At 55.2% G+C, this 20,465-nt stretch carries 22 protein-coding genes and 2 pseudogenes; 11 read left to right on the forward strand and 13 right to left on the reverse strand.

Annotated elements, in window-relative coordinates; translation table 11 throughout:
* Positions 1-128 precede the first annotated feature (128 nt).
* Positions 129-827 (forward strand): envelope stress response regulator transcription factor CpxR, encoded by a 699-nt coding sequence (gene cpxR / locus CWM52_RS18380; protein WP_100685422.1) that lies wholly within the window; start codon positions 129-131, stop codon positions 825-827.
* Positions 824-2,197 carry an envelope stress sensor histidine kinase CpxA gene (gene cpxA, locus CWM52_RS18385; protein WP_004869367.1) on the forward strand — a complete coding sequence of 458 codons (1,374 nt, stop codon included), beginning with the start codon at positions 824-826 and terminating at the stop codon, positions 2,195-2,197. The genes cpxR and cpxA overlap by 4 nt, the downstream gene beginning before the upstream one ends.
* Positions 2,198-2,369: 172 nt before the next feature.
* Here the strand turns inward: cpxA and yiiM are convergent, their stop codons facing one another.
* Together yiiM and sodA are read right to left on the reverse strand one after the other, a co-directional pair.
* Complete coding sequence (gene yiiM, locus CWM52_RS18390) at positions 2,370-3,044, reverse strand: 6-hydroxyaminopurine reductase (RefSeq protein WP_100685449.1); 675 nt, start codon at positions 3,042-3,044, stop codon at positions 2,370-2,372.
* A gap of 71 nt (positions 3,045-3,115) precedes the next feature.
* Positions 3,116-3,736 carry a superoxide dismutase [Mn] gene (gene sodA, locus CWM52_RS18395; RefSeq protein ID WP_100685423.1) on the reverse strand — a complete coding sequence of 207 codons (621 nt, stop codon included), beginning with the start codon at positions 3,734-3,736 and terminating at the stop codon, positions 3,116-3,118.
* Between the two features lie 292 nt (positions 3,737-4,028).
* Here sodA and rhaT point away from each other — a divergent pair, with 292 nt between their 5' ends.
* On the forward strand, positions 4,029-5,063 hold the full coding sequence (gene rhaT, locus CWM52_RS18400) for an L-rhamnose/proton symporter RhaT (RefSeq protein WP_100685424.1): 1,035 nt from the start codon (positions 4,029-4,031) through the stop codon (positions 5,061-5,063).
* A gap of 4 nt (positions 5,064-5,067) precedes the next feature.
* Here the strand turns inward: rhaT and rhaR are convergent, their stop codons facing one another.
* Both rhaR and rhaS read right to left on the reverse strand, forming a co-directional pair.
* Positions 5,068-5,916 carry an HTH-type transcriptional activator RhaR gene (rhaR, locus tag CWM52_RS18405; protein WP_100685425.1) on the reverse strand — a complete coding sequence of 283 codons (849 nt, stop codon included), beginning with the start codon at positions 5,914-5,916 and terminating at the stop codon, positions 5,068-5,070.
* 75 nt (positions 5,917-5,991) lie between these two features.
* Positions 5,992-6,825, reverse strand: a complete 834-nt coding sequence (gene rhaS / locus CWM52_RS18410) for an HTH-type transcriptional activator RhaS (protein WP_100685450.1) — start codon at positions 6,823-6,825, stop codon at positions 5,992-5,994.
* 313 nt (positions 6,826-7,138) lie between these two features.
* Between rhaS and rhaB the strand changes: the two genes are divergently transcribed.
* The 6 genes and pseudogenes from rhaB to rhaM all read left to right on the forward strand — a co-directional run bounded on the left by rhaB (position 7,139) and on the right by rhaM (position 12,986).
* Entirely contained in the window at positions 7,139-8,605 is a 1,467-nt protein-coding gene (gene rhaB, locus CWM52_RS18420; RefSeq protein WP_100685426.1) for a rhamnulokinase, read from the forward strand.
* The gene (rhaA, locus tag CWM52_RS18425) at positions 8,602-9,861 is read left to right on the forward strand and encodes an L-rhamnose isomerase (protein WP_100685427.1); all 1,260 of its coding nucleotides are present in this window, start codon (positions 8,602-8,604) and stop codon (positions 9,859-9,861) included. Before rhaB ends, rhaA begins: the two co-directional genes overlap by 4 nt.
* A gap of 122 nt (positions 9,862-9,983) precedes the next feature.
* Entirely contained in the window at positions 9,984-10,814 is an 831-nt protein-coding gene (gene rhaD, locus CWM52_RS18430) for a rhamnulose-1-phosphate aldolase (RefSeq protein WP_100685428.1), read from the forward strand.
* A 177-nt stretch (positions 10,815-10,991) separates the two neighbouring features.
* A pseudogene (locus CWM52_RS18435) lies at positions 10,992-11,282 on the forward strand (rhamnose ABC transporter substrate-binding protein); the annotation flags it as partial.
* A 244-nt stretch (positions 11,283-11,526) separates the two neighbouring features.
* On the forward strand, positions 11,527-12,675 hold the full coding sequence (gene fucO, locus CWM52_RS18440; RefSeq protein WP_100685429.1) for a lactaldehyde reductase: 1,149 nt from the start codon (positions 11,527-11,529) through the stop codon (positions 12,673-12,675).
* Entirely contained in the window at positions 12,672-12,986 is a 315-nt protein-coding gene (gene rhaM, locus CWM52_RS18445) for an L-rhamnose mutarotase (protein WP_100685430.1), read from the forward strand. The genes fucO and rhaM overlap by 4 nt, the downstream gene beginning before the upstream one ends.
* 112 nt (positions 12,987-13,098) lie before the next feature.
* Here rhaM and CWM52_RS18450 read toward each other — a convergent pair.
* From CWM52_RS18450 to CWM52_RS18475, 6 genes and pseudogenes are all read right to left on the reverse strand, one after another.
* Positions 13,099-13,227, reverse strand: a pseudogene (locus CWM52_RS18450) (LacI family DNA-binding transcriptional regulator); the annotation flags it as partial.
* Between the two features lie 105 nt (positions 13,228-13,332).
* Positions 13,333-14,610 (reverse strand): MFS transporter, encoded by a 1,278-nt coding sequence (locus tag CWM52_RS18455; RefSeq protein WP_100685431.1) that lies wholly within the window; start codon positions 14,608-14,610, stop codon positions 13,333-13,335.
* Complete coding sequence (locus CWM52_RS18460) at positions 14,607-15,098, reverse strand: YhcH/YjgK/YiaL family protein (protein WP_100685432.1); 492 nt, start codon at positions 15,096-15,098, stop codon at positions 14,607-14,609. The genes CWM52_RS18455 and CWM52_RS18460 overlap by 4 nt, the downstream gene beginning before the upstream one ends.
* Positions 15,099-15,113: 15 nt before the next feature.
* Positions 15,114-16,037 carry a dihydrodipicolinate synthase family protein gene (locus CWM52_RS18465; protein ID WP_100685433.1) on the reverse strand — a complete coding sequence of 308 codons (924 nt, stop codon included), beginning with the start codon at positions 16,035-16,037 and terminating at the stop codon, positions 15,114-15,116.
* 17 nt (positions 16,038-16,054) lie between these two features.
* Positions 16,055-17,266 (reverse strand): PfkB family carbohydrate kinase, encoded by a 1,212-nt coding sequence (locus tag CWM52_RS18470; protein ID WP_100685434.1) that lies wholly within the window; start codon positions 17,264-17,266, stop codon positions 16,055-16,057.
* A 226-nt stretch (positions 17,267-17,492) separates the two neighbouring features.
* Positions 17,493-18,041: a helix-turn-helix domain-containing protein gene (locus CWM52_RS18475; RefSeq protein WP_100685435.1), complete on the reverse strand. Its 549-nt coding sequence runs from the start codon at positions 18,039-18,041 to the stop codon at positions 17,493-17,495.
* A 100-nt stretch (positions 18,042-18,141) separates the two neighbouring features.
* Here CWM52_RS18475 and CWM52_RS18480 point away from each other — a divergent pair, with 100 nt between their 5' ends.
* Positions 18,142-18,801 carry an AzlC family ABC transporter permease gene (locus tag CWM52_RS18480; protein ID WP_100685436.1) on the forward strand — a complete coding sequence of 220 codons (660 nt, stop codon included), beginning with the start codon at positions 18,142-18,144 and terminating at the stop codon, positions 18,799-18,801.
* The gene (locus CWM52_RS18485) at positions 18,801-19,124 is read left to right on the forward strand and encodes an AzlD domain-containing protein (protein ID WP_100685437.1); all 324 of its coding nucleotides are present in this window, start codon (positions 18,801-18,803) and stop codon (positions 19,122-19,124) included. Before CWM52_RS18480 ends, CWM52_RS18485 begins: the two co-directional genes overlap by 1 nt.
* A gap of 41 nt (positions 19,125-19,165) precedes the next feature.
* Here the strand turns inward: CWM52_RS18485 and CWM52_RS18490 are convergent, their stop codons facing one another.
* The 3 genes from CWM52_RS18490 to CWM52_RS18500 are packed head-to-tail and all read right to left on the reverse strand — an operon-like array spanning position 19,166 to position 20,433.
* Positions 19,166-19,720, reverse strand: a complete 555-nt coding sequence (locus CWM52_RS18490) for an AAA family ATPase (protein WP_100685438.1) — start codon at positions 19,718-19,720, stop codon at positions 19,166-19,168.
* On the reverse strand, positions 19,717-20,154 hold the full coding sequence (locus CWM52_RS18495) for a PTS sugar transporter subunit IIA (protein ID WP_100685439.1): 438 nt from the start codon (positions 20,152-20,154) through the stop codon (positions 19,717-19,719). The genes CWM52_RS18490 and CWM52_RS18495 overlap by 4 nt, the downstream gene beginning before the upstream one ends.
* A gap of 9 nt (positions 20,155-20,163) precedes the next feature.
* Positions 20,164-20,433, reverse strand: coding sequence for a hypothetical protein (locus CWM52_RS18500; protein WP_100685440.1), 270 nt, complete (start codon positions 20,431-20,433; stop codon positions 20,164-20,166).
* Positions 20,434-20,465 lie beyond the last annotated feature (32 nt).

Genomic DNA, 20,465 nt, shown 5'->3' on the forward strand with positions numbered 1-20,465 from the left:
TGTAGCGATTCAACGAGATACAGTCTACGATTCGGGCTGCAAACATGCGTCAGGGGGTGTAAAACAACGTAAAGTCATGGATTAGCGAGCCTTGATGACGTAATTTCTGCCTCGGAGGTATTTAAACAATGAATAAAATCCTGTTAGTTGATGATGACCGGGAGCTCACCTCCCTGTTAAAAGAGCTGCTCGATATGGAAGGATTTAACGTGCTTGTGGCCCATGACGGGGAACAGGCGCTGACCCTTCTGGACGACAGCATCGATTTACTTTTGCTTGATGTGATGATGCCGAAGAAAAACGGTATCGATACGCTTAAAGAGTTGCGTCAGACACACCAGACCCCGGTTATCATGCTAACTGCCCGCGGCAGCGAGCTGGATCGCGTTCTCGGCCTCGAGCTGGGTGCGGATGATTACTTGCCTAAGCCGTTCAACGATCGTGAGCTGGTGGCGCGTATACGCGCGATTCTGCGCCGTTCTCACTGGAGCGAGCAGCAGCAAACCACCGAAGCCGGTTCCCCGACGCTGGAAGTTGACGCCTTGAGCCTCAACCCTGGCCGCCAGGAAGCCAATTTCGATGGTCAGACCCTGGAGCTGACCGGCACGGAGTTCACCCTGCTCTACCTGCTGGCGCAGCATCTTGGCCAGGTTGTCTCTCGTGAACATCTGAGCCAGGAAGTCCTGGGAAAACGCCTGACGCCGTTCGATCGCGCCATCGACATGCATATTTCCAATCTGCGTCGTAAGCTGCCGGAACGCAAAGATGGCCATCCGTGGTTTAAAACCCTGCGCGGACGCGGCTACCTGATGGTTTCGGCTTCATGATAGGGAGTTTAACCGCACGCATCTTCGCTATTTTCTGGCTCACGCTGGCGCTAGTGTTGATGCTGGTTCTGATGTTGCCCAAGCTGGACTCGCGCCAGATGACCGAACTGCTGGAGAGCGAACAGCGGCAGGGCACCATGATAGAACAGCATGTCGAGGCCGAACTGGCGACCGATCCCCCCAATGACCTGATGTGGTGGCGTCGTCTGTTTCGCGCTATCGATAAGTGGGCTCCGCCGGGGCAGCGTTTATTACTGGTAACCAGCGAAGGCCGCGTGATCGGTGCAGAACGCAACGAAATGCAGATCATTCGTAACTTTATCGGCCAGGCCGATAATGCCGATCATCCGCAGAAAAAACGCTACGGCCGTCTGGAAATGGTCGGGCCGTTTTCCGTCAGGGATGGGGAAGATAATTACCAGCTGTATCTGATCCGCCCTGCCAGCACATCCCAGTCAGACTTTATCAACCTGCTGTTCGATCGCCCGCTGCTCCTGCTTATCGTCACGATGCTGGTCAGTTCGCCGCTGCTGCTCTGGCTGGCGTGGAGTCTGGCTAAACCGGCTCGCAAGTTGAAAAACGCCGCCGATGAAGTCGCCCAGGGCAACCTGCGTCAACATCCGGAACTGGAAGCCGGTCCGCAGGAGTTTTTAGCCGCCGGGGCCAGTTTTAACCAGATGGTCACGGCGCTGGAACGCATGATGACCGGTCAGCAGCGCCTGCTGTCCGATATCTCCCACGAGCTGCGTACGCCGCTCACGCGCCTGCAGCTGGGAACGGCTTTACTGCGCCGTCGCAGCGGCGAGAGTAAAGAGCTTGAGCGCATTGAGACCGAGGCCCACCGGCTGGACAGCATGATTAACGACCTGCTGGTGATGTCACGCAATCAGGCGAACAACGCGCTGGTCAGCGAAACGGTGAAAGCCAATCAGCTGTGGGGCGAAGTGCTGGATAACGCGGCGTTTGAAGCCGAACAGGTGGGGAAATCCTTCACCGTCGAGTATCCACCGGGTCCCTGGCCGCTGTACGGTAATCCCAATGCGCTGGAAAGCGCGCTGGAAAATATCGTCCGTAACGCGCTGCGCTACTCGCACACCAAAATTTCGGTCAGTTTTTCGGTGGATAAAGACGGCATCACGGTTAACGTCGATGATGACGGTCCGGGCGTCAGTCCGGAGGATCGCGAGCAAATTTTCCGTCCGTTCTACCGTACCGATGAGGCGCGCGATCGTGAGTCCGGCGGGACCGGTCTGGGACTGGCGATTGTTGAGGCCGCGATTCAGCAGCATCGCGGCTGGGTCAAAGCCGACGACAGCCCGTTAGGCGGTTTGCGGCTGACCATCTGGCTGCCGCTGTATAAACGTACCTGATGAGTATATCCCGGCTTGCGCTATGCTTAGCCGGGCTATGGATGAGTGCAGTCAAGTAGCCCGGATAAGTCGCAACGCGAGGCCATCCGGGAAATCTTCCGGCTTGCGCTTTGCTTAGCCAGGCTACGGTTTAGCAAATTTGATGGATATGTCGTTTGCGGCCCGGGGAAAATTATTTCCCCCACAATCTCCGCGAATTGTCTTCTATCTGCCCGCTCAGGCGCCGTTTCTGCAGGGTGCGGCTCCAGCTCACCGACAGCCCCGCAGCCGAGAGCAGACGATGATATTGTTCGTCATCGAACGGCATATGCCAGGCAATGGCACCCGCCTCATGGACGCTCACATCGCTGAGCCGGGAAACCAGCTCCAGCGGCGCATCGCCGGACACCCGCCCACCGGCCACAACCCGATACAGCCAGCCGGTTTTACCGCTGTTCTGCATAAGCTGCGCCATATCGCTGACCGCAAAGTGATAGTTAAGCTTGAAGCACGGTGAGCGCGGCTGCGTCACCTGGATCAGCGCCTCTCCCCAGCGGAAGATATCGCCGATACAGACGTCTTTTTCCGTCAGTCCTTCGCTCGAGAGATTCTCGCCAAACGCCGGTGCGCAGAAAAGATCCGCCTGCTGCGAAAGTTCAAGGGCCCAATGGGCGTAATGTTCACGGGGATAGTGGCACAGCGCGCGATCCGGCCCGCCATGTATTTTCTTCTCCGCCTGTTCATCGCCCTCCAGCCCCAGTTCGCCGAGGATCAGTTCACCGTCGACCTGAATTTTACCGATGGCGCTTGGACGGCTGCCGTCGTAATCCCTTACCTTGCCCACAAAGACATTCACCGGATAGTGCATCGCCGCTCCTTTGCTGCGGATATAAAAAAAGCGAGTCATCAGACTCGCTTCTCATTCAGCACAATGCAACCTTATTTTTTGGCGGCAAAACGCGCTGCTGCTTCGTCCCAGTTAACCACGTTCCAGAACTCTTTGATGTAGTCCGGACGACGGTTCTGGAATTTCAGGTAGTAAGCGTGTTCCCAAACGTCCAGGCCCACAATCGGGAAGCCGGAAGCGCCGGAGACAGCTTCACCCATCAGCGGGGAGTCCTGGTTAGCGGTCGAAACCACGGCCAGTTTGTCGCCCTTCAGCACCAGCCATGCCCAGCCAGAACCGAAACGGGTCGCTGCCGCTTTTTCAAACTCAGCTTTGAAGTTATCAACGGAACCGAAATCACGTTCGATAGCGGCTTTCAGATCGCCCTGCAGGGTAGTGCCGGTTTTCAGGCCTTTCCAGAACAGGCTGTGGTTAGCGTGGCCGCCCGCGTTGTTACGCAGTACGGTTTTTTTGTCAGCCGGCAGCTGATCCAGTTTGGCGATCAGTTCTTCTGCAGACAGGTTAGCAAATTCCGGCAGGCTCTCCAGCGCAGCGTTGGCGTTGTTAACGTAGGCCTGGTGATGTTTAGTGTGATGGATTTCCATCGTCTGCTTATCAAAGTGCGGTTCCAGGGCGTCATAAGCGTACGGCAGGGCTGGCAGTGTATAACTCATAATCATCTCCATTATTGTCAAGCGGCAGGAAGTGTTAATGCCGCGTAAGCAGTTGGTTCATTATAGTTAATTAAATGATATTGAAAACGCTTATCAATGCCGTATTTTTAATAAGGTTATAACACACAGGTCTACCCGCATTTTTGTGAGCTAGAACAAGTCATTACGTTGTTGGTTGCCAGGGTCCGCCATCACATGGCAACAGCCTGAAGGCGAGAAAACTGACCGATTTTTACACTCATCGTGTCGGAAGAAGATTTATCCGATAAAAAAACAGATGAGGATAAAATCAATGAATCACGCGATTACGATGGGTATTTTCTGGCATTTGACAGGTGCGGCCAGTGCAGCCTGTTTCTATGCCCCGTTCAAACAAGTTAAACAGTGGTCATGGGAAACCATGTGGTCAGTCGGCGGGATTGTCTCCTGGCTGATTCTTCCCTGGACTATCAGCGCGATTCTGCTGCCTGATTTCTGGGCCTATTACCGTTCCTTCAACGCCTCGACGCTCCTTCCGGTATTTCTGTTTGGCGCCATGTGGGGGATCGGCAATATTAACTACGGCCTGACCATGCGCTACCTCGGCATGTCGATGGGGATCGGTATCGCCATCGGGATTACCCTGATTGTCGGCACACTGATGACCCCCATTATCAACGGGAAGATCGATGTACTCCTTCATACCCAGGGTGGCCAGATGACGCTGCTTGGCGTACTGGTGGCGGTGATCGGCGTGGCGATTGTCACTCGAGCTGGCCAGTTGAAAGAGCGCAATATGGGCATCAAAGCCGAAGACTTCAATCTGAAAAAAGGACTCATGCTGGCGGTGTTGTGCGGCATTTTCTCTGCCGGGATGTCCTTTGCGATGAACGCCGCCAGACCGATGCATGATGCCGCGGCAGCACTGGGGGTCGACCCACTATATACCGCACTGCCCAGCTATGTGGTGATTATGGGCGGCGGCGCACTGGTCAACCTCGGCTTCTGCTTTATTCGTCTGGCTAAAGTCAAAAACCTGTCGATCAAAGCCGACTTCTCGCTGGTAAAACCGCTGATCGTCGCCAACGTGCTATTGTCGGCGCTGGGCGGTCTGATGTGGTATCTCCAGTTTTTCTTCTATGCCTGGGGCCACGCCAGCATTCCAGCCCAATATGACTACATGAGCTGGATGTTGCATATGAGCTTCTATGTGCTGTGCGGCGGGCTGGTCGGGCTGGTGTTGAAAGAGTGGAACAACGCCGGGCGTCGTCCGGTCAGCTTATTAAGTTTGGGCTGTGTGGTGATTATCATCGCCGCCAATATTGTTGGCCTGGGCATGGCCAGCTAACGCCCTATGCGGCAACGCGACTACGTTGCCGCCACTGCCCTGGGGTCATGCCAATTTCGCGGTTAAAGACGACAGAAAAGTAGTTGCTGTCTTCGAACCCGCACTGCATCGCAATGTCACCAATCAACCGCTCGGTGTGCTGCAATAAATACTGCGCGTGGCAGATACGCAGTTGACGCAGGTAGTGGTTGATCGTCATCCCGGTCTGCTGGCGAAAATGCTGACGCAACGCACGCTCGCCGCCCCCCTCCCGCTGACAAAATAGCTCGAGAATAAAAGGCTGGTTCAGGCTGCCAGCCAGTTCGTTCAGCAACTTATCAAGGAGTGTTCCGTTTTGGGTCGCTATCCGATTATCGGTCGTATAGCGGTGGCGATGAAGAATCAGCGCCAGTTGCGCAAACAGCAGCTCGGCCATGTTATTAGCCTGTGCATCTCCGCAGATGCTCTCCTGTTCCAGTTGAGCCATCACCTGGCGAGCCTGGGCCATACCGGAACTGCCAATCCGCCAGTGCGGCATCCACGGCGTACCAAACAGGCCGGGAATATGGGCCGCCCAGTCAAAATTAAGCCGCAGCCGATCCGGGCAATAGATAACGTTTTGCAGGACTAAATCATTCACGGAGGCATAGGAGTGTTTGTCTTCGGCTCGAATATAAAACAGATCGCCACGGGTAATACGCCATGGGCGATCGTTAAGGACATGCAGGCCATTTCCCCGCCACACCAGAACCAGTTCGCAGAACTCATGGGTATGCTCGGAGAAGACATTTTGTGGGTAACGGTCAGCAACCGCTACCGCCTGGGAGGGAGAGGCAAAAAACTCATTTTTGCGCAGAATCAACTGACCAACCACTACAAGAACTCCACCACCAGTAACGCTTTATTATTCGCGTTTTTGCCGGCTAAAACGTTGACTGCTCTCGCGTTACTAAAGAATAGCGTCCCGTCCCTGGCGGACATCGCGTGGCGACCAGGAAAACTCTCGGCGAAAAAGCGTCGAAAAGTGGTTACTGTCGCCAAAGCCACAGCGATAGGCAATATCAGTGATACTCTCATCGCTATGACGTAGCTGGTGACGCGCCTTCATCAGTCGCACCCGATTGAGGTAGCGCTGCGGCGTCAAGCCGGTATGCTGCTTCAGCTGGCGATGTAGTGTCCTCAGCGACAGGGAAAACTTAGCCGCCGTCGCCTCCCAACAGATATCCTCGGCGAAGTGTTCTTCCAGCCAGGCCATCAGATAATTCAGCCGCGCTTCGTTATCGGCCTCCCCTTCCGCGAGACTGCTTTTACGCAGCAGGACAAGCAACTGCATAAAGAGAATCTCTCGTCCAGCGAGCGTATGCATATCCGGTTCGAGATCGACATCTTCCATCTGTCCGACGAGCTGTCGAACCTGCTGCAGCACGGCCTGGTTCACCCGCCAGTGAGAGAGATAATTCCCCTCTTGCTCCTGCGGTAACAGCTGATTGACACCATTCAGAAAGCGAAAGGCGTCTGGCGCGCGATAGAGCACGTTAGTCAGGCATAAATTGTCCGTATGTTCATAGAGATGACGATCGTGATCGCGAATAAAGCACACCGAACCGCCGCTGATGGTATAGGGCTGACCGTTAAACACATGAATCCCCGTACCGTGCTCAACGATCACGATTTCATGGAAATCGTGATGATGCTCCGGGAACGCTGCCTGAGGGATACGTGGCTCAATGGCCACAGGAGAAGTCCCGGACTTAAAGAAATCCACACTGTGTAATATGGTCATAACGGCACCATAGAAATGAGAAATGTTATCAATCAGTGCCACAAATAGTAATTAAGGGTTCACAATCCGACCTTCAATTTTTGACCGCAAAATTCGTAAAACCTGCCGTTTTTTCAAGAAATAGCAGGAATGATCGGGAACTGCGGACAACATCACATCCTCTTCCCTGGCGCTCATGAAGAGAAACTGTGACCTCCCTCACGGTCATCTTTGCTTTCTTGCCAGCCGCCTGTTTTCCCTGTCAGTGGCAAGAAGGTGCGCGATTCATGACTTTTTTAGACTGCTGACAATGATTTGTTACAAGGATCTTCCCATGAGTTTTCGTCATTGTGTAGCCGTTGATTTAGGCGCCTCCAGCGGGCGGGTGATGCTTGCCAGTTATGAATGCGGGCCGCGTACGCTAACGCTGCGCGAAATTCACCGCTTTACCAATAGTCTGCAAAAGATGGATGGCTACGACTGCTGGGATGTTGACCGTCTGGAAGGCGAAATTCGCCGTGGGCTGGTGAAGGTCTGCGAACAAGGCATCCTCATCGACAGTATCGGTATTGATACCTGGGGTGTGGATTATGTCCTGCTGGATAAGCACGGCGAGCGCGTGGGCCTGCCGGTCTCCTATCGTGACGCGCGTACCCATGGCCTGATGCGCCATGCCGAAGAGCAGATAGGCCGCACCGAGATCTATCGCCGTAGCGGCATTCAGTTTATGCCCTTCAATACCCTTTATCAGCTCCGCGCCCTGGTTGAACAGCAGCCGGAACTGGTCAGCCAGGTTTCACATGCGCTGCTGATCCCTGACTATTTCAGCTTTCGTCTCACCGGCAATTTGAACTGGGAATACACCAACGCTACCACCACCCAGTTGATCAATATTAACAACGATAGCTGGGATGAAGAACTGTTGAAGTGGAGCGGAGCACCGCGCGCCTGGTTTGGTACTCCCAGCCATCCCGGTAACGTGATCGGTCACTGGATATGCCCGCAGGGTAACGCCATTCCGGTGGTGGCCGTCGCCAGTCACGATACCGCCAGCGCCGTGATCGCCGTTCCACAGCAGGACCCGGACGCCGCCTGGCTCTCTTCCGGCACCTGGTCGTTAATGGGCTTTGAAAGCAAAACTCCCTACACCGGTAGCGATGCGCTGCAGGCGAATATCACCAATGAAGGCGGTGCCGAAGGGCGCTATCGGGTACTGAAAAATATCATGGGGCTCTGGCTGCTACAGCGGGTGCTGCAAGAACAGAATATCAGCGACCTGTCAGCGCTAATCGCCCGTACCACTCGTCTTCCAGCCTGCCGTTTTGTCATTGACTGCAACGACGATCGCTTTATCAATCCGGCCAACATGAGCGCCGAAATTCAGTCCGCCTGTCGCGAGTCCGGGCAGCCGGTTCCCGGCGATGACGCCGAACTGGCGCGCTGTATTTTCGACAGTCTGGCCCTGCTGTACGCCCGCGTACTCAACGAACTGACCCAACTCCGCGGCCAGCCATTTAGCCAGCTGCATATTGTCGGCGGCGGCTGCCAGAACGAGCTGCTCAATCAACTGTGTGCTGACGCCTGCGGCATCACGGTCGTCGCGGGTCCTGTAGAGGCTTCCACGTTAGGCAATATCGGCATCCAGCTCATGACCCTGGACGAACTGAATAACGTAGACGATTTCCGTCAGGTGGTACGCCGCAACGCCGCGCTTACCACGTTTATCCCCAATCCAGAACATAAAATTGCCCGTTTCGTGGCGCAGTTTCAGCCACAACTGACTAAGGAGCTTTGCGCATGACCACTCAACTTGAACAAGCCTGGGACATTGCTAAACAGCGCTACGCTGCCGTTGGCGTGGATATCGAGGAGACCCTGCGTCAACTGGATCGGCTACCCGTTTCGATGCACTGCTGGCAGGGCGATGATGTCGCCGGCTTCGAAAACCCGGAAGGGAACTTAACGGGTGGGATTCAGGCCACGGGAAACTATCCGGGTAAGGCCCGTAACGCCAGCGAGCTGCGTGCCGACCTTGAGCAGGCGCTGAGCCTGATACCTGGGCCTAAACGATTGAATCTTCACGCGATCTATCTGGAGTCAGACACGCCGGTGGCGCGCAATGAAATTAAACCTGAGCACTTTAAAAACTGGGTTGAGTGGGCTAAAGCCAACAAGCTGGGACTAGATTTTAACCCTTCCTGCTTCTCACATCCGCTAAGCGCCGACGGCTTTACGCTGTCGCACGCTAACGATGAAATCCGCCAGTTCTGGATCGACCACTGCAAAGCCAGCCGCCGTATTTCCGCGTACTTCGGCGAGCAGTTGGGCACGCCGTCGGTGATGAATATCTGGATCCCGGACGGCATGAAAGATATCACCGTGGACCGCTTCGCGCCGCGCCAACGCCTGCTCAATGCTCTGGATGAAGTCATCAGCGAAAAACTCGACCCGACACATCACATCGATGCCGTAGAGAGCAAATTGTTCGGTATCGGCGCAGAAAGCTATACCGTCGGCTCCAACGAGTTCTATATGGGATACGCCACCAGCCGCCAGACCGCGCTGTGCCTCGATGCCGGCCACTTCCACCCGACGGAAGTCATCTCCGACAAAATTTCCGCCGCCATGCTGTACATCCCGCGACTGCTGCTGCACGTCAGCCGCCCGGTGCGCTGGGACAGCGACCACGTCGTGCTGCTGGATGACGAAACCCAGGCTATCGCCAGCGAAATCATCCGCCACAACCTGTTCGACCGCGTGCACATCGGTCTCGATTTCTTCGACGCCTCGATTAACCGCATCGCGGCGTGGGTGATTGGTACCCGCAACATGAAGAAAGCGCTGCTGCGCGCCCTGCTGGAACCGACCGAACAACTGCGCCAGCTGGAAGCTGACGGCGACTACACCGCCCGCCTGGCTCTGCTGGAAGAGCAGAAATGCCTGCCATGGCAGGCCGCCTGGGAGATGTACTGCCAGCGCCACGATACCCCAGCGGGCAGCCAGTGGCTGGATAGCGTACGGGCTTACGAGAATGCGGTTCTGAGCCAGCGTGGTTAATGCTGGGCTTACCCGGGCTACAGACTGGTAGCCCGGGTAAGGCATCAGCCGCGACCCTGGGACTCGCACATATTTACGGTGAGGGGCCAACCCCGCGCCGAATCAACAGGAAAGACAAAACTATGCATACCATTATCAACTCCTGGTTCGTCCAGAGCATGATTAAAGCCACTTCCGATGCCTGGCTGAAGGGCTGGGACGAACGTAACGGCGGTAACCTGACGCTGCGCCTGGATGAAGCGGATATCGAACCATTCACGGCCGATTTTCACGCGAAACCGCGCTATATTGCCCTCAGTCAGTCGATGCCCACGCTGGCGAACCAGCCGTTTGTCGTCACCGGTTCCGGCAAATTTTTCCGCAACGTCCAGCTCGATCCTGCGGCCAATCTCGGCGTAGTGAAGGTAGACAAAGATGGTGCGGGATACCACGTACTATGGGGACTGACGGACGATGCGGTGCCGACCTCTGAATTACCGGCGCATTTTCTCTCCCACAGCGAGCGCATCAGGCTCACCAACGGCAAAGACCGCGTGATCATGCACTGCCACGCCACCAACCTGATAGCCCTGACCTACGTGCTGGAGAACAGCAGCGATCTGTTCACCCGTAAGCTATGGGAAGGGAGCACCGAATGTCTGGTGGTCTTCCCGGATGGGGTCGGCATTCTGCCGTGGATGGTGCCGGGCACCGATGAAATTGGCCAGACCACCGCGTGGGAAATGCGCAAACATTCGCTGGTACTGTGGCCGTTCCACGGCGTCTTCGGTAGCGGCCCGACACTGGACGAAACCTTCGGTCTCATCGATACCGCCGAAAAATCAGCCGAAGTGCTGGTAAAAGTGTATTCGATGGGGGGCATGAAACAGACCATCACCCGCGAAGAACTCATCGCCCTGGGCAAACGCTTTGCGGTGCAGCCCATGCAGTCCGCGTTAGACCTGTATCAATAACAACATGGCGCCCCGTTCACCGAGACACGCCGAACGCAGTTACCTGCAAACCATTCCCCGAGTATGTTGCACTGCTGGAAGGGGGGTGGGGTCTACGAATAGACGGGTCATACAAGCTAATGCAACTGTCATGTGCATGGCAACGAGAATCTAACGCAATCATGGGGAATAAAAGCAATGAAAACAAAAACAAATTTGCTCCTCACCGTTGCCATTACGGCGTTGTCCGGTTCAGCTTCAACGGAAGTAAAAATCCCCCTCGTGGTGAAATCGTTGGGAAATGGGTTCTTCGAAACAGCCACCAGGAAGCGGCCAAAGAGTCAGGCGATATTAAAGTGATTTACAGTTGCCCTACCACCACGGCAGAAGCGCGGATCGAAGTGCTTGACGGATTGATCACTCAGAGAGTGGTTCCGATCTCTATTTCTGCCAACGATCCTGATGTCATCGTCCTGGTGCTGAAGTACCCTTCCGCCAATCGGATCACCGCTACCTACAGCAACGGGCTGTCGGATAAGAGTTATCGGCGAAGCTGTGGACCTGCTGAAGAAGCTCAACTGGTCCGTAATGTACCGCAAAGCTAGCAAAATTCTCACCTGCTTTGAGGTGCAGATTAACACGCACGTGACGCTGAAAACCCTCTAATGCCCGGCGGCCCACGCAAGCTCTGCACCGCCAGGCATAAAAATCACGGTAATTAAGGAGAATTATGATGAGTTTTATGTTGGCACTTCCCAAAATCAGCCTCCACGGCACGGGCGCTATCGGCGATATGGTCAAACTGGTGGCGGATAAACAGTGGGGTAAAGCGCTGATCGTCACCGACGGCCAGCTGGTAAAGCTGGGCCTGCTGGACAGCCTGTTCGCTGCGCTGGATAAACAGCAGACGTCTTATCATCTGTTTGACGAGGTCTTTCCCAATCCCACGGAGGCGCTGGTGCAAAAAGGCTTTGCTGCCTATCAGGCGGCAGGCTGTGATTACCTCATCGCCTTTGGCGGCGGTAGCCCAATCGATACCGCCAAAGCGATAAAAATCCTCACTGCTAACCCGGCGCCTTCCACCGCTTACACCGGCATCGGCAAGGTGAAAAATGCTGGCGTACCGCTGGTGGCAATTAACACGACAGCCGGTACGGCGGCAGAGATGACCAGTAACGCGGTGATTATCGACTCCGGGCGTCAGGTCAAAGAGGTAATTATCGATCTGAATATCATCCCGGATATTGCGGTGGATGACGCCAGCGTGATGCTGGATATTCCGCCATCCATCACCGCCGCAACCGGAATGGATGCCCTGACCCATGCCATAGAAGCATTTGTCTCCGTCGCCGCCCATCCGCTTACCGATGCCAACGCGCTGGAGGCCATTCGCCTGATATCCCGGTGGCTGCCGAAAGCCGTTGAGGACGGACATAACCTCGAGGCGCGTGAGCAAATGGCATTTGGTCAGTATCTGGCGGGCATGGCATTTAACAGCGCAGGACTGGGGTTGGTCCATGCGCTGGCGCATCAGCCGGGCGCCACCCACGATCTGCCGCATGGCGTCTGCAACGCTATACTGCTGCCAATCATCGAGAACTTTAACCGCCCGAACGCCATCGCTCGCTTTGCCCGAGTGGCGCGGGCCATGGGCGTGGATACTCACGGTCTGAGCGATGAAGTCGCCAGCACAAAAGCCATCAACGCGATTCGCGCACTGAGCAAACGGGTCGGTATCCCGCAAGGCTTCAGCCAGCTCGGTGTCACCAAAGCCGATATCGAAGGCTGGCTGGATAAGGCGCTGGCTGACCCCAGCGCACCATGCAACCCACGCAGCGCCAGCCGCGATGAGGTCCGTGAGCTTTATCTGGAGGCCTTATGATCCGCAAAGCCTTTGTCATGCAGGTCAATCCCGACGCGCATGAGGAGTACCAGCGCCGCCATAATCCCATCTGGCCGGAGCTGGAAGCAGTACTCAAAGCGCACGGCGCGCATCACTACGCGATTTATCTCGATAAAGATCGCCATCTGCTGTTCGCCACGGTGGAGATTGAATCCGAAGCGCGCTGGAACGCTGTCGCCGGGACCGAAGTATGCCAGCGCTGGTGGCAGCATATGCGCGATGTAATGCCGACCCATGCCGATAACAGTCCACTCTGCGATGAGCTAAAAGAGGTGTTTTATCTCGCCTGAACCGCCCAGGAAGCGGGCATGAAAAGCGACGCCGCAGGTCACTGTGGCGTCGTGCCTGGCGCGCTGACTAACCGCGCTATAGCCGGCTAGTCAGCGGCGAAAAGACCGGTTAGCCGCGGCGTTTTGCCTCCGCCTCAACGCGGACACGCGTCTCCTGTGACACATCGTCATAGCCGTTTAACGCCCGGCTGACGGTGGTGACCGAGATCCCAAGTTCTTTAGCAATGGCTTTCAGCGACATATGTATCCCTGTCTTCGCGGAGAATGCGGCTAGTTTCCCGCAATACGGGGATGGCGTCCAGCAAGAGCGACAAAGCGCCGGTCGGCGCTTTGTCTGAGGAAAGCACTATTGTGCCAGAGGTTTACGCACAAAGAAGCCATAGAGACAGGCGCCAAGGAACAGCAGGCAGCCGCCGAGAATAAAGACATTGGTGAACTGGCCGGTAACATCAAGAATAATCCCGGTGATCACCGGCGCCAGCGCTGCACCGAGGAAACCGCCAAAGTTCTGGATCGCGCCGAGAGAAGCAACCTGCTCTTTTGGCGCCATATCCGCCGCCAGCGCCCAGATAGCCCCGGACGGCATTTGCGAGCAGAAATAACCCAACGTCAGCAGCGTAATCGCGGTACCGCTGTTGCTGACAAACGGAATCGGCATCACGAAACAGGCCGCCATTGCCGCACCCAGCACGATAGGTACTTTCCGCGCCGTTACCGCATTAACGCCTCTGCGCACCAGGCGATCAGAGAGCATCCCACCGCACAGGACGCCAAGAATACCGGCGAAGAACGGAATCGATGCAATAAAGCCCGTCTGCTTCAGGCTGAAGCCGAGGGACGTTTCCAGATAACCCGGTAGCCACGTCAAATAAACCCAGATAGTAAACATGATGCAGAAGTTGCCGGAAATCATGAACCAGGTTGTTTTATTGCGGAACAGCGCGCCCCAGCTTACCTGCGGTTTATCCGCCGTAGTCACCGCGACTTTCCCGGTATGGATCAGCATCGCTTCCCGCGCATCCGGGTCGCGATAAAACTTCAGCCATGCCAGCACTAACGGAATCCCCAGCAGACCGACCGCGATAAACATCCCGCGCCAGCCTACCCACAGCAGCAGAATGGTCAGCAGCGGCGGCGCAATCGCGTTAGCGATTTGCGAACCGGTGTTGATTATCGATGTCGGCAGTCCGCGCTCTTTATCGGAAAACCAGCTCTGGGTGATCTTGATACCTGAGGTAAAGAACGGCGACTCAGCAACCCCCAACAGTACCCGCAGGCCATAGAAAAAGCTGTAGGTATTAACAAACCCCATCAGGAAAGTCACGGCGGACCACAGGGTCAGCGCGCCGGTGAACATCTTCTTAGGACCAAAGCGGTCAACCAGCCATCCGGCGGGCAGATTCGCCAGAGCATACGGCCAGAGGAATGCCGACAGCAACAGGCCCATTTCAGTGCCGGAGAAACCAAACTCCTTCGAAATCGTGGTATTGGCAATACTCAGGTTGGCGCGGTCAAGGTAGTTCACAACCGCAGCCAGCAGCAGAATCAAAATAATCCCCCAGCGGCGTCGGGAGAGCTTCGGCGGCGCAACTGCCGCGGCGGAAGTCGAATTTACGATGCTCATACCGCCTCCTCCAGTAACGCGCGATCGATTTTGATCACCGCTTTGCGCAGAGGGGTTATCCCGTCACCCTGCGGATGGCAGCACGGGCGATGGATATCTTCCGGGAAGAAAATCACGAACATACCGGGCGTTAGCGTGACCTGCATCTCTTCTTCTTCAACCTGCCAGAACAGAATGTCCTGCTGCGGCGTACGGTCATCCACAACGGTATGCAGTCCGCTTTCGACACGACTGACCCCCATGCGCTCATGACCGGAAATCAGATACTGAATATCGATGAACTGGCGGTGCGACTCCGGGCGCGCCTCTGCAAAAGGTACGCTGTCCATCTCCTGCAACAGGCAGAATAGCTTGCCGGGGATCAGGTCGATTTTACCCGGCGCGAAATCCTGAAAATCGTTCTGAGCGAGGAAAGCCAGCGCCTGCCGCAGTACCGGATGGTAGGCCGCTGCCTGCTCTGGCCATGCCTTAAGACTGGTTACGATCATAATGGCATCCTCTGCTTAGCCCGCGATACGCTGACGCCACTGTTCGGTTCCGGCGCGAATCTGGTCGAGAATCACCGTCAGTCCCCAGAACTTATTCAGCACATCATCCTTGTTAACCCGGCAGCTGATATTGTCAAAAGTCCCCAGGCGCTGATGATAGATTTTGGCGTTTTTCGGATAGCCCAGCGTTTCCGTTACAGCCCCCAGAGAGAGGAAAATCGCCAGCTCATCGGCTACCAGGCGTTGGTTTTTCCCCTCGCGCCACAGCCAGCTGTATAGTTCAGGGTGGAAGTTGGTAAACACGCCGCTAAAGCCCTGTGACCCCGCCAGGATCGCAGGCCAGGCAATCGCCGCGTTGGCGTTAATGACGTTAAGCGGCGTGCCCTGCGCCAGACGTACGCGACGTTCAACGGTCGGCAGATCGCAGCTCACATCCTTCAGCACAACGAAGCGGCCGCTGTTAGCGCACCAGGTAAATTCATCATCGCTAAGTAAGCGGCGGTAAGGCGCCGGACACTCGTAAAGACCGAGCGGTAGCGAGGCTGGCAGCGTATCTAACAGTGTGTTCAGCGTCGCATAGAAGACTTCGCTGCCCTCATTACGCGGATCGAGATGGTTAGTCACCAGTACCAGAGCATCAATACCGGTCTGTGCCATCGCCAGCAGCTCGGATTTTTGCGCGTCAATGTCATCGCTGATATGGCCAGAGGCGATAACCGGGATACGGCCATTCACGTGCTGTACCACAAAATTCGCCAGCTCAACGCGTTCTTCTAAGGAAAGGAACTGCATTTCGCTGGACTGACAGACGGCAAACAGCGCATCAACGCCCTTCTCCAGATACCAGTCGATTAATTTCGCCAGAGCCGGATAATCAATCCGATCGCCAGCTGTAAATGGCGTCAGCATTACCGGAACAATACCGTTGATCGTTTTCATATTATTTTTTCCCGAGTTCAGAGGGTACGGAGTCGTGCGTTTGCCTGTTCAAAATCAGGCATGTTGGATGCCCCTTCTAGTTCAACAGCCAGAGAGGCGAAGGCGGAGGCCCAGGTTGCGGCCTGCACCAGACTGTTTCCGGCGGCAAGCGAGGCGGCCAGCGCACCGTTAAAAGCATCGCCAGCACCGGTGGTATCCACGGTGACGGCAGGGAAAGCGCGTATATGACTGAACTGGCGATTATCCAGCAGCAGCGCGCCGCGCGACCCCATGGTAATCAGCACTTTTTTAGCCCCCAGTCCGGCAATACGTAGGGCCGCTTCTTTTGCCGTATCAAGATCGTTGATCTCGATACCCGATAATAAAGAGGCCTCCGTTTCGTTTGGCGTAATCACATCAACGAAGGGGATGCTGGGAATAATTTCGGCAGAATAGGGCGCTGGATTCAGAATGACCCGTTTACCCAGATCGTGAGCTATCTTAATGATCGAATGAGTGGCATCGAAATTATTCTCCATCTGAACTAATAAAACATCAGATGAAGATAACTCCGGAACGATTGCCTGGATTTCACTATGGGTAATAGTTGTATTAGCTCCAGAATAAATAGCGATCATATTTTCGCCATTCTCCTGAGAAACGTAAATAATCGCATTACCAGTTGGCTCACTCTCAGACTGATAAAGCGTGTAAGAGTGAATTGCCGAGCGCGTTAAATGATCTGCCGCTAAATTACTGAACTGATCTTTACCCACCTTGGCGACAAAATGCACCTGAGCGCCTGCTTTACTGGCAGCCGTTGCCTGGTTTGCCCCTTTCCCGCCCGGCCCCAGGCTGCTGCCAAGCGCCATTATCGACTCGCCGCCCCTTGGGAAGCGCTCAACTTTAGCCACAATATCAACATTGAACGAGCCAAATACACATACCTTACCCTGCATAAACTTTCCTTTCTTTCGCTCATCGCCTGGTGATTTTCGGTGATTAACAGGTTGCAGCAGCACCTCAAAACTATCACCGGTTTCAGATATAAGTTCGGCCTGCAAACTACGCCGTAATATAATGGCCCCGCCATAACAGCGCTGCACCAGCCCCATATCTGCAAGAGTATTCAAATCACTCCGTATCGTTTCTTTAGTGACATTAAAATGAGCCGAGAAATAATTCACATAGCCACGTTCATGCTCATCTAAATATCGCAAAATAGACTTTCTACGTTCTTCAAGAAACATAATTAACCCCGATATCACCATTGCAGTATACGAACCACCCAAGGGTGGAAGAGTGACATCAATCCCATGTTTCCAGACGAAACGGAAGCAAACAAAAATGACAAGAAGGGGTGAACAGAAAGAGAGATTCCGGGTTCTGTAGGGTGTAAAATAATATATGCCATTAATATATTTAACGGCATAACATTCTGCATATTACGAATATATACGCAGAATGTTATTAAGATTAATGATGCTCAGCCACCAACAGCGCCTGGGTATCCGCTTCCAGCGCCTGGAATACATGTTCCTGATCCGCCGGATAGCAGATGTAATCGCCCTCCCCCAGCTCCTCCGGCGCTTCGGTCAATCCGACCCGCGCGCGCCCCTGGGTAATAATAATATGCTCAACCGAACCCGCTGGATGAGGATGAGAAATCCGGTCAGCGCCTGGCTGCGTCAGTAATAAATAGATATCGCGGCGGGCGCCCGGCGGGCAGGTCGCCAGTAAAATCGCCTGGTAATGGGCCTGTTCGGCCACCACTTTGGTTCCTTCTCCGCGACGCAATACCTGGGTCTTTTGCGCCTGCGGCTCCAGCAGCTGCGCAAAAGGGATATCGAGCGCGACGCAGAGGGCCCACAGGGTCTCCAGGCTCGGATTACCGTTGCCCGATTCCAGCTGCGATAACGTTGATTTGGCAATACCTGCCCGGCGCGCCACTTCCGCCAGCGATAGCCCGGTACGGGCCCGTTCACGTACCAGACTTTTGGCAATCAGGCTAATTGGCTGTGTCATACACGGCTCCGCGTTTTTTATAACGAACGATTCGTTCGTCTTGAAAATCAATACCGATGCGTTCATTATAATGGAAATTCGTTCGATATGGCTAAATAGTATGAAGCAGCCCTTCTCCTGTCTCAAAGCAGACACCATCAAAGCGATAGCGTTAGTGTGTCTGGCGGTCGGCATCGTCGGCATGTCCTATGGTTCGCTGGCGATGGCCTACGGCTTCCCGGTCTGGGTTCCGTTTGCGCTCTCCCTTTCGGTACTGGCAGGCGCCTCCGAATTTATGTTTATCGGCATTATCGCCAGCGGCGGAAACCCGCTGGCCGCTGCGGCGGCAGGCTTGCTGGTCAACGCCCGCCATATTCCGTTCGGCGTCACGGTGCGCGAGCTGGTCGGCAAACGCGGCGTCAGCCTGCTGGGTTGTCATATTATGAATGATGAGAGCGTGGTGTTCGGGCTCGCGCAAAAAACGCCGGAACAGCGTAAAGCCGCCTACTGGCTATGCGGCCTGGGCGTAGCGATTATCTGGCCCGTGGGGGCGCTGCTCGGCGCCATGGTCGGCAAGCTGTTGCCTGACCCGGAAACCATTGGTTTGGATGCGGTATTCCCGGCTATTTTGCTGGCGCTGGTGGTGCCGGCGTTTAAAAATCGCACCACCTTAATCCGCGCCTGCAGCGGCGCGGCGCTCTCTCTTGCCACCGTCCCCTTCGCCCCGGCGGGTCTGCCGGTGCTGCTCTCTCTGTTTGGTTTGATGGCGAGGAAAAAATAATGGCTGACATCACGCTGTTCATCGTCGGTATGGCGATTTTATCGGCAGGGACCTATTTGATGCGTCTGGGCGGGGCAACGCTCGGCAGTCGTTTAGCGCTTTCTGCACGTTCTCAGGCGCTACTTTCCGATGCGGCGACGGTGTTGCTATTTTCTGTCGCCCTGGCGACCACTTTTTATGAAGGCGAACATTTTGCCGGCATGGCGCGGGTACTGGGCGTCGGTTTCGCCGTCTTTCTTGCCTGGCGCAAGATGCCGCTGATCGTGGTGATTATTTCGGCGGCGGTGGTCACGGCGCTACTGCGTCTGGTCGGGCTTGCCTAGGCCGGACAGGCGCAAGTGCTATCCGGCAATCAGACGCTGCGTCAACCTGGCGTCTGCTGAATCCACTCCGACAGCCTGACAATATCCAGCGGCTGCTGTTGATCCACCGTGAAGACCGGGCCGAGTCGCATCGGCTCAGCCCGTTCAGCCAGCAGGGCTAGCTCCGGCAGGTATTCTTCTCCGGGATGGCCCGCCCGACGATCCTGCAGGCGCGTGGCATAGCGTGACACCGCCAGTTCAGGAGAGATGTGATTCCAGATCTCAACCACTTTCTCAACCCCCGCCTGATGCAACAACCGTTGCAGGGTCTCCCGGGGCTGGAAACCGAACCAGGCGTCGATTAACCAGATAACGTTGGCTGGCGAATGGCCGATGATCGACCAGATAGCCTCGTAGGCCGCGCATCCCAGCTGACGGTTAAAAGGCCGATCGATGTCGGTAAAGCACGCCATAAACGGCTCTTTAATCTCATCAATGGTCAGGAGCGGCAGGCCAAAGGTTTGCGCTAGCGCCTGGGCTATCGTGCTCTTTCCCGAAGCGGGGACGCCGTTAATTAAGATAACGGTTTTACAACCGGCAGTGAGATGTCTGTTCATAACAACGCAATCACCTCTTCTCTGGTACTGGCGGCGCGGAGCCTGGCCATGGTTTGGTTATTGTCCAGCAGCGCCACAATCGCCCGAATGCCTTCTTCAATATGCGCATTGCTATCCTGCGCGCCGAACATAATGACGATATCCGCTCTGTCGCTGCCGGCAAATTGAATCGGTTTATCTAATACCACCAGACTGAAGCAGTTTCGCTTCACGCCGCATTCCGGTCTGGCATGTGGAATAGCAATGCCCTCTTCGAATACGTAATAAGCACCATGATTGAGCGTATTATCAATAACCGCTTTACTATAACTCTCAGAGAGATACCCGTTCGCCACCAGGGGGCTGGCGGCCAGCTCAATCACCTTGCGCCAGTCAGACTCCATCACGCCGACCTGAATGGCATCGGCTTCAATCAGCAAATCTTTTATGGTCATTACGCCTCCCTAGATATTGCGGCGAATAATATTGCGTAACTCATCAATCCGAATAAATAGCGCGTCGATATCCTGACGATGTATTTTGCTTTTAGCATACACCGATAGCGCCCGGTTATACTTCAGCATCAATGCCTTCTGGATCTCACCATTGCCAGGCTCGCCCTGTAGTTCATTTTCCAGCGTTTTTATTTCTTCAGCCAGTTCGCGGGACAGCCGATCATAATCCTGCGGCGGATGATGCTCTTTTTTCCACAACGCTTTCAGTGATTGAAACATAATCTTCTCCCGCCCTGACGGGTGCAGGGCTA

Origin of the sequence: Raoultella sp. T31, assembly GCF_002806725.1 — a bacterium.
Taxonomy (GTDB): domain Bacteria; phylum Pseudomonadota; class Gammaproteobacteria; order Enterobacterales; family Enterobacteriaceae; genus Klebsiella; species Klebsiella electrica.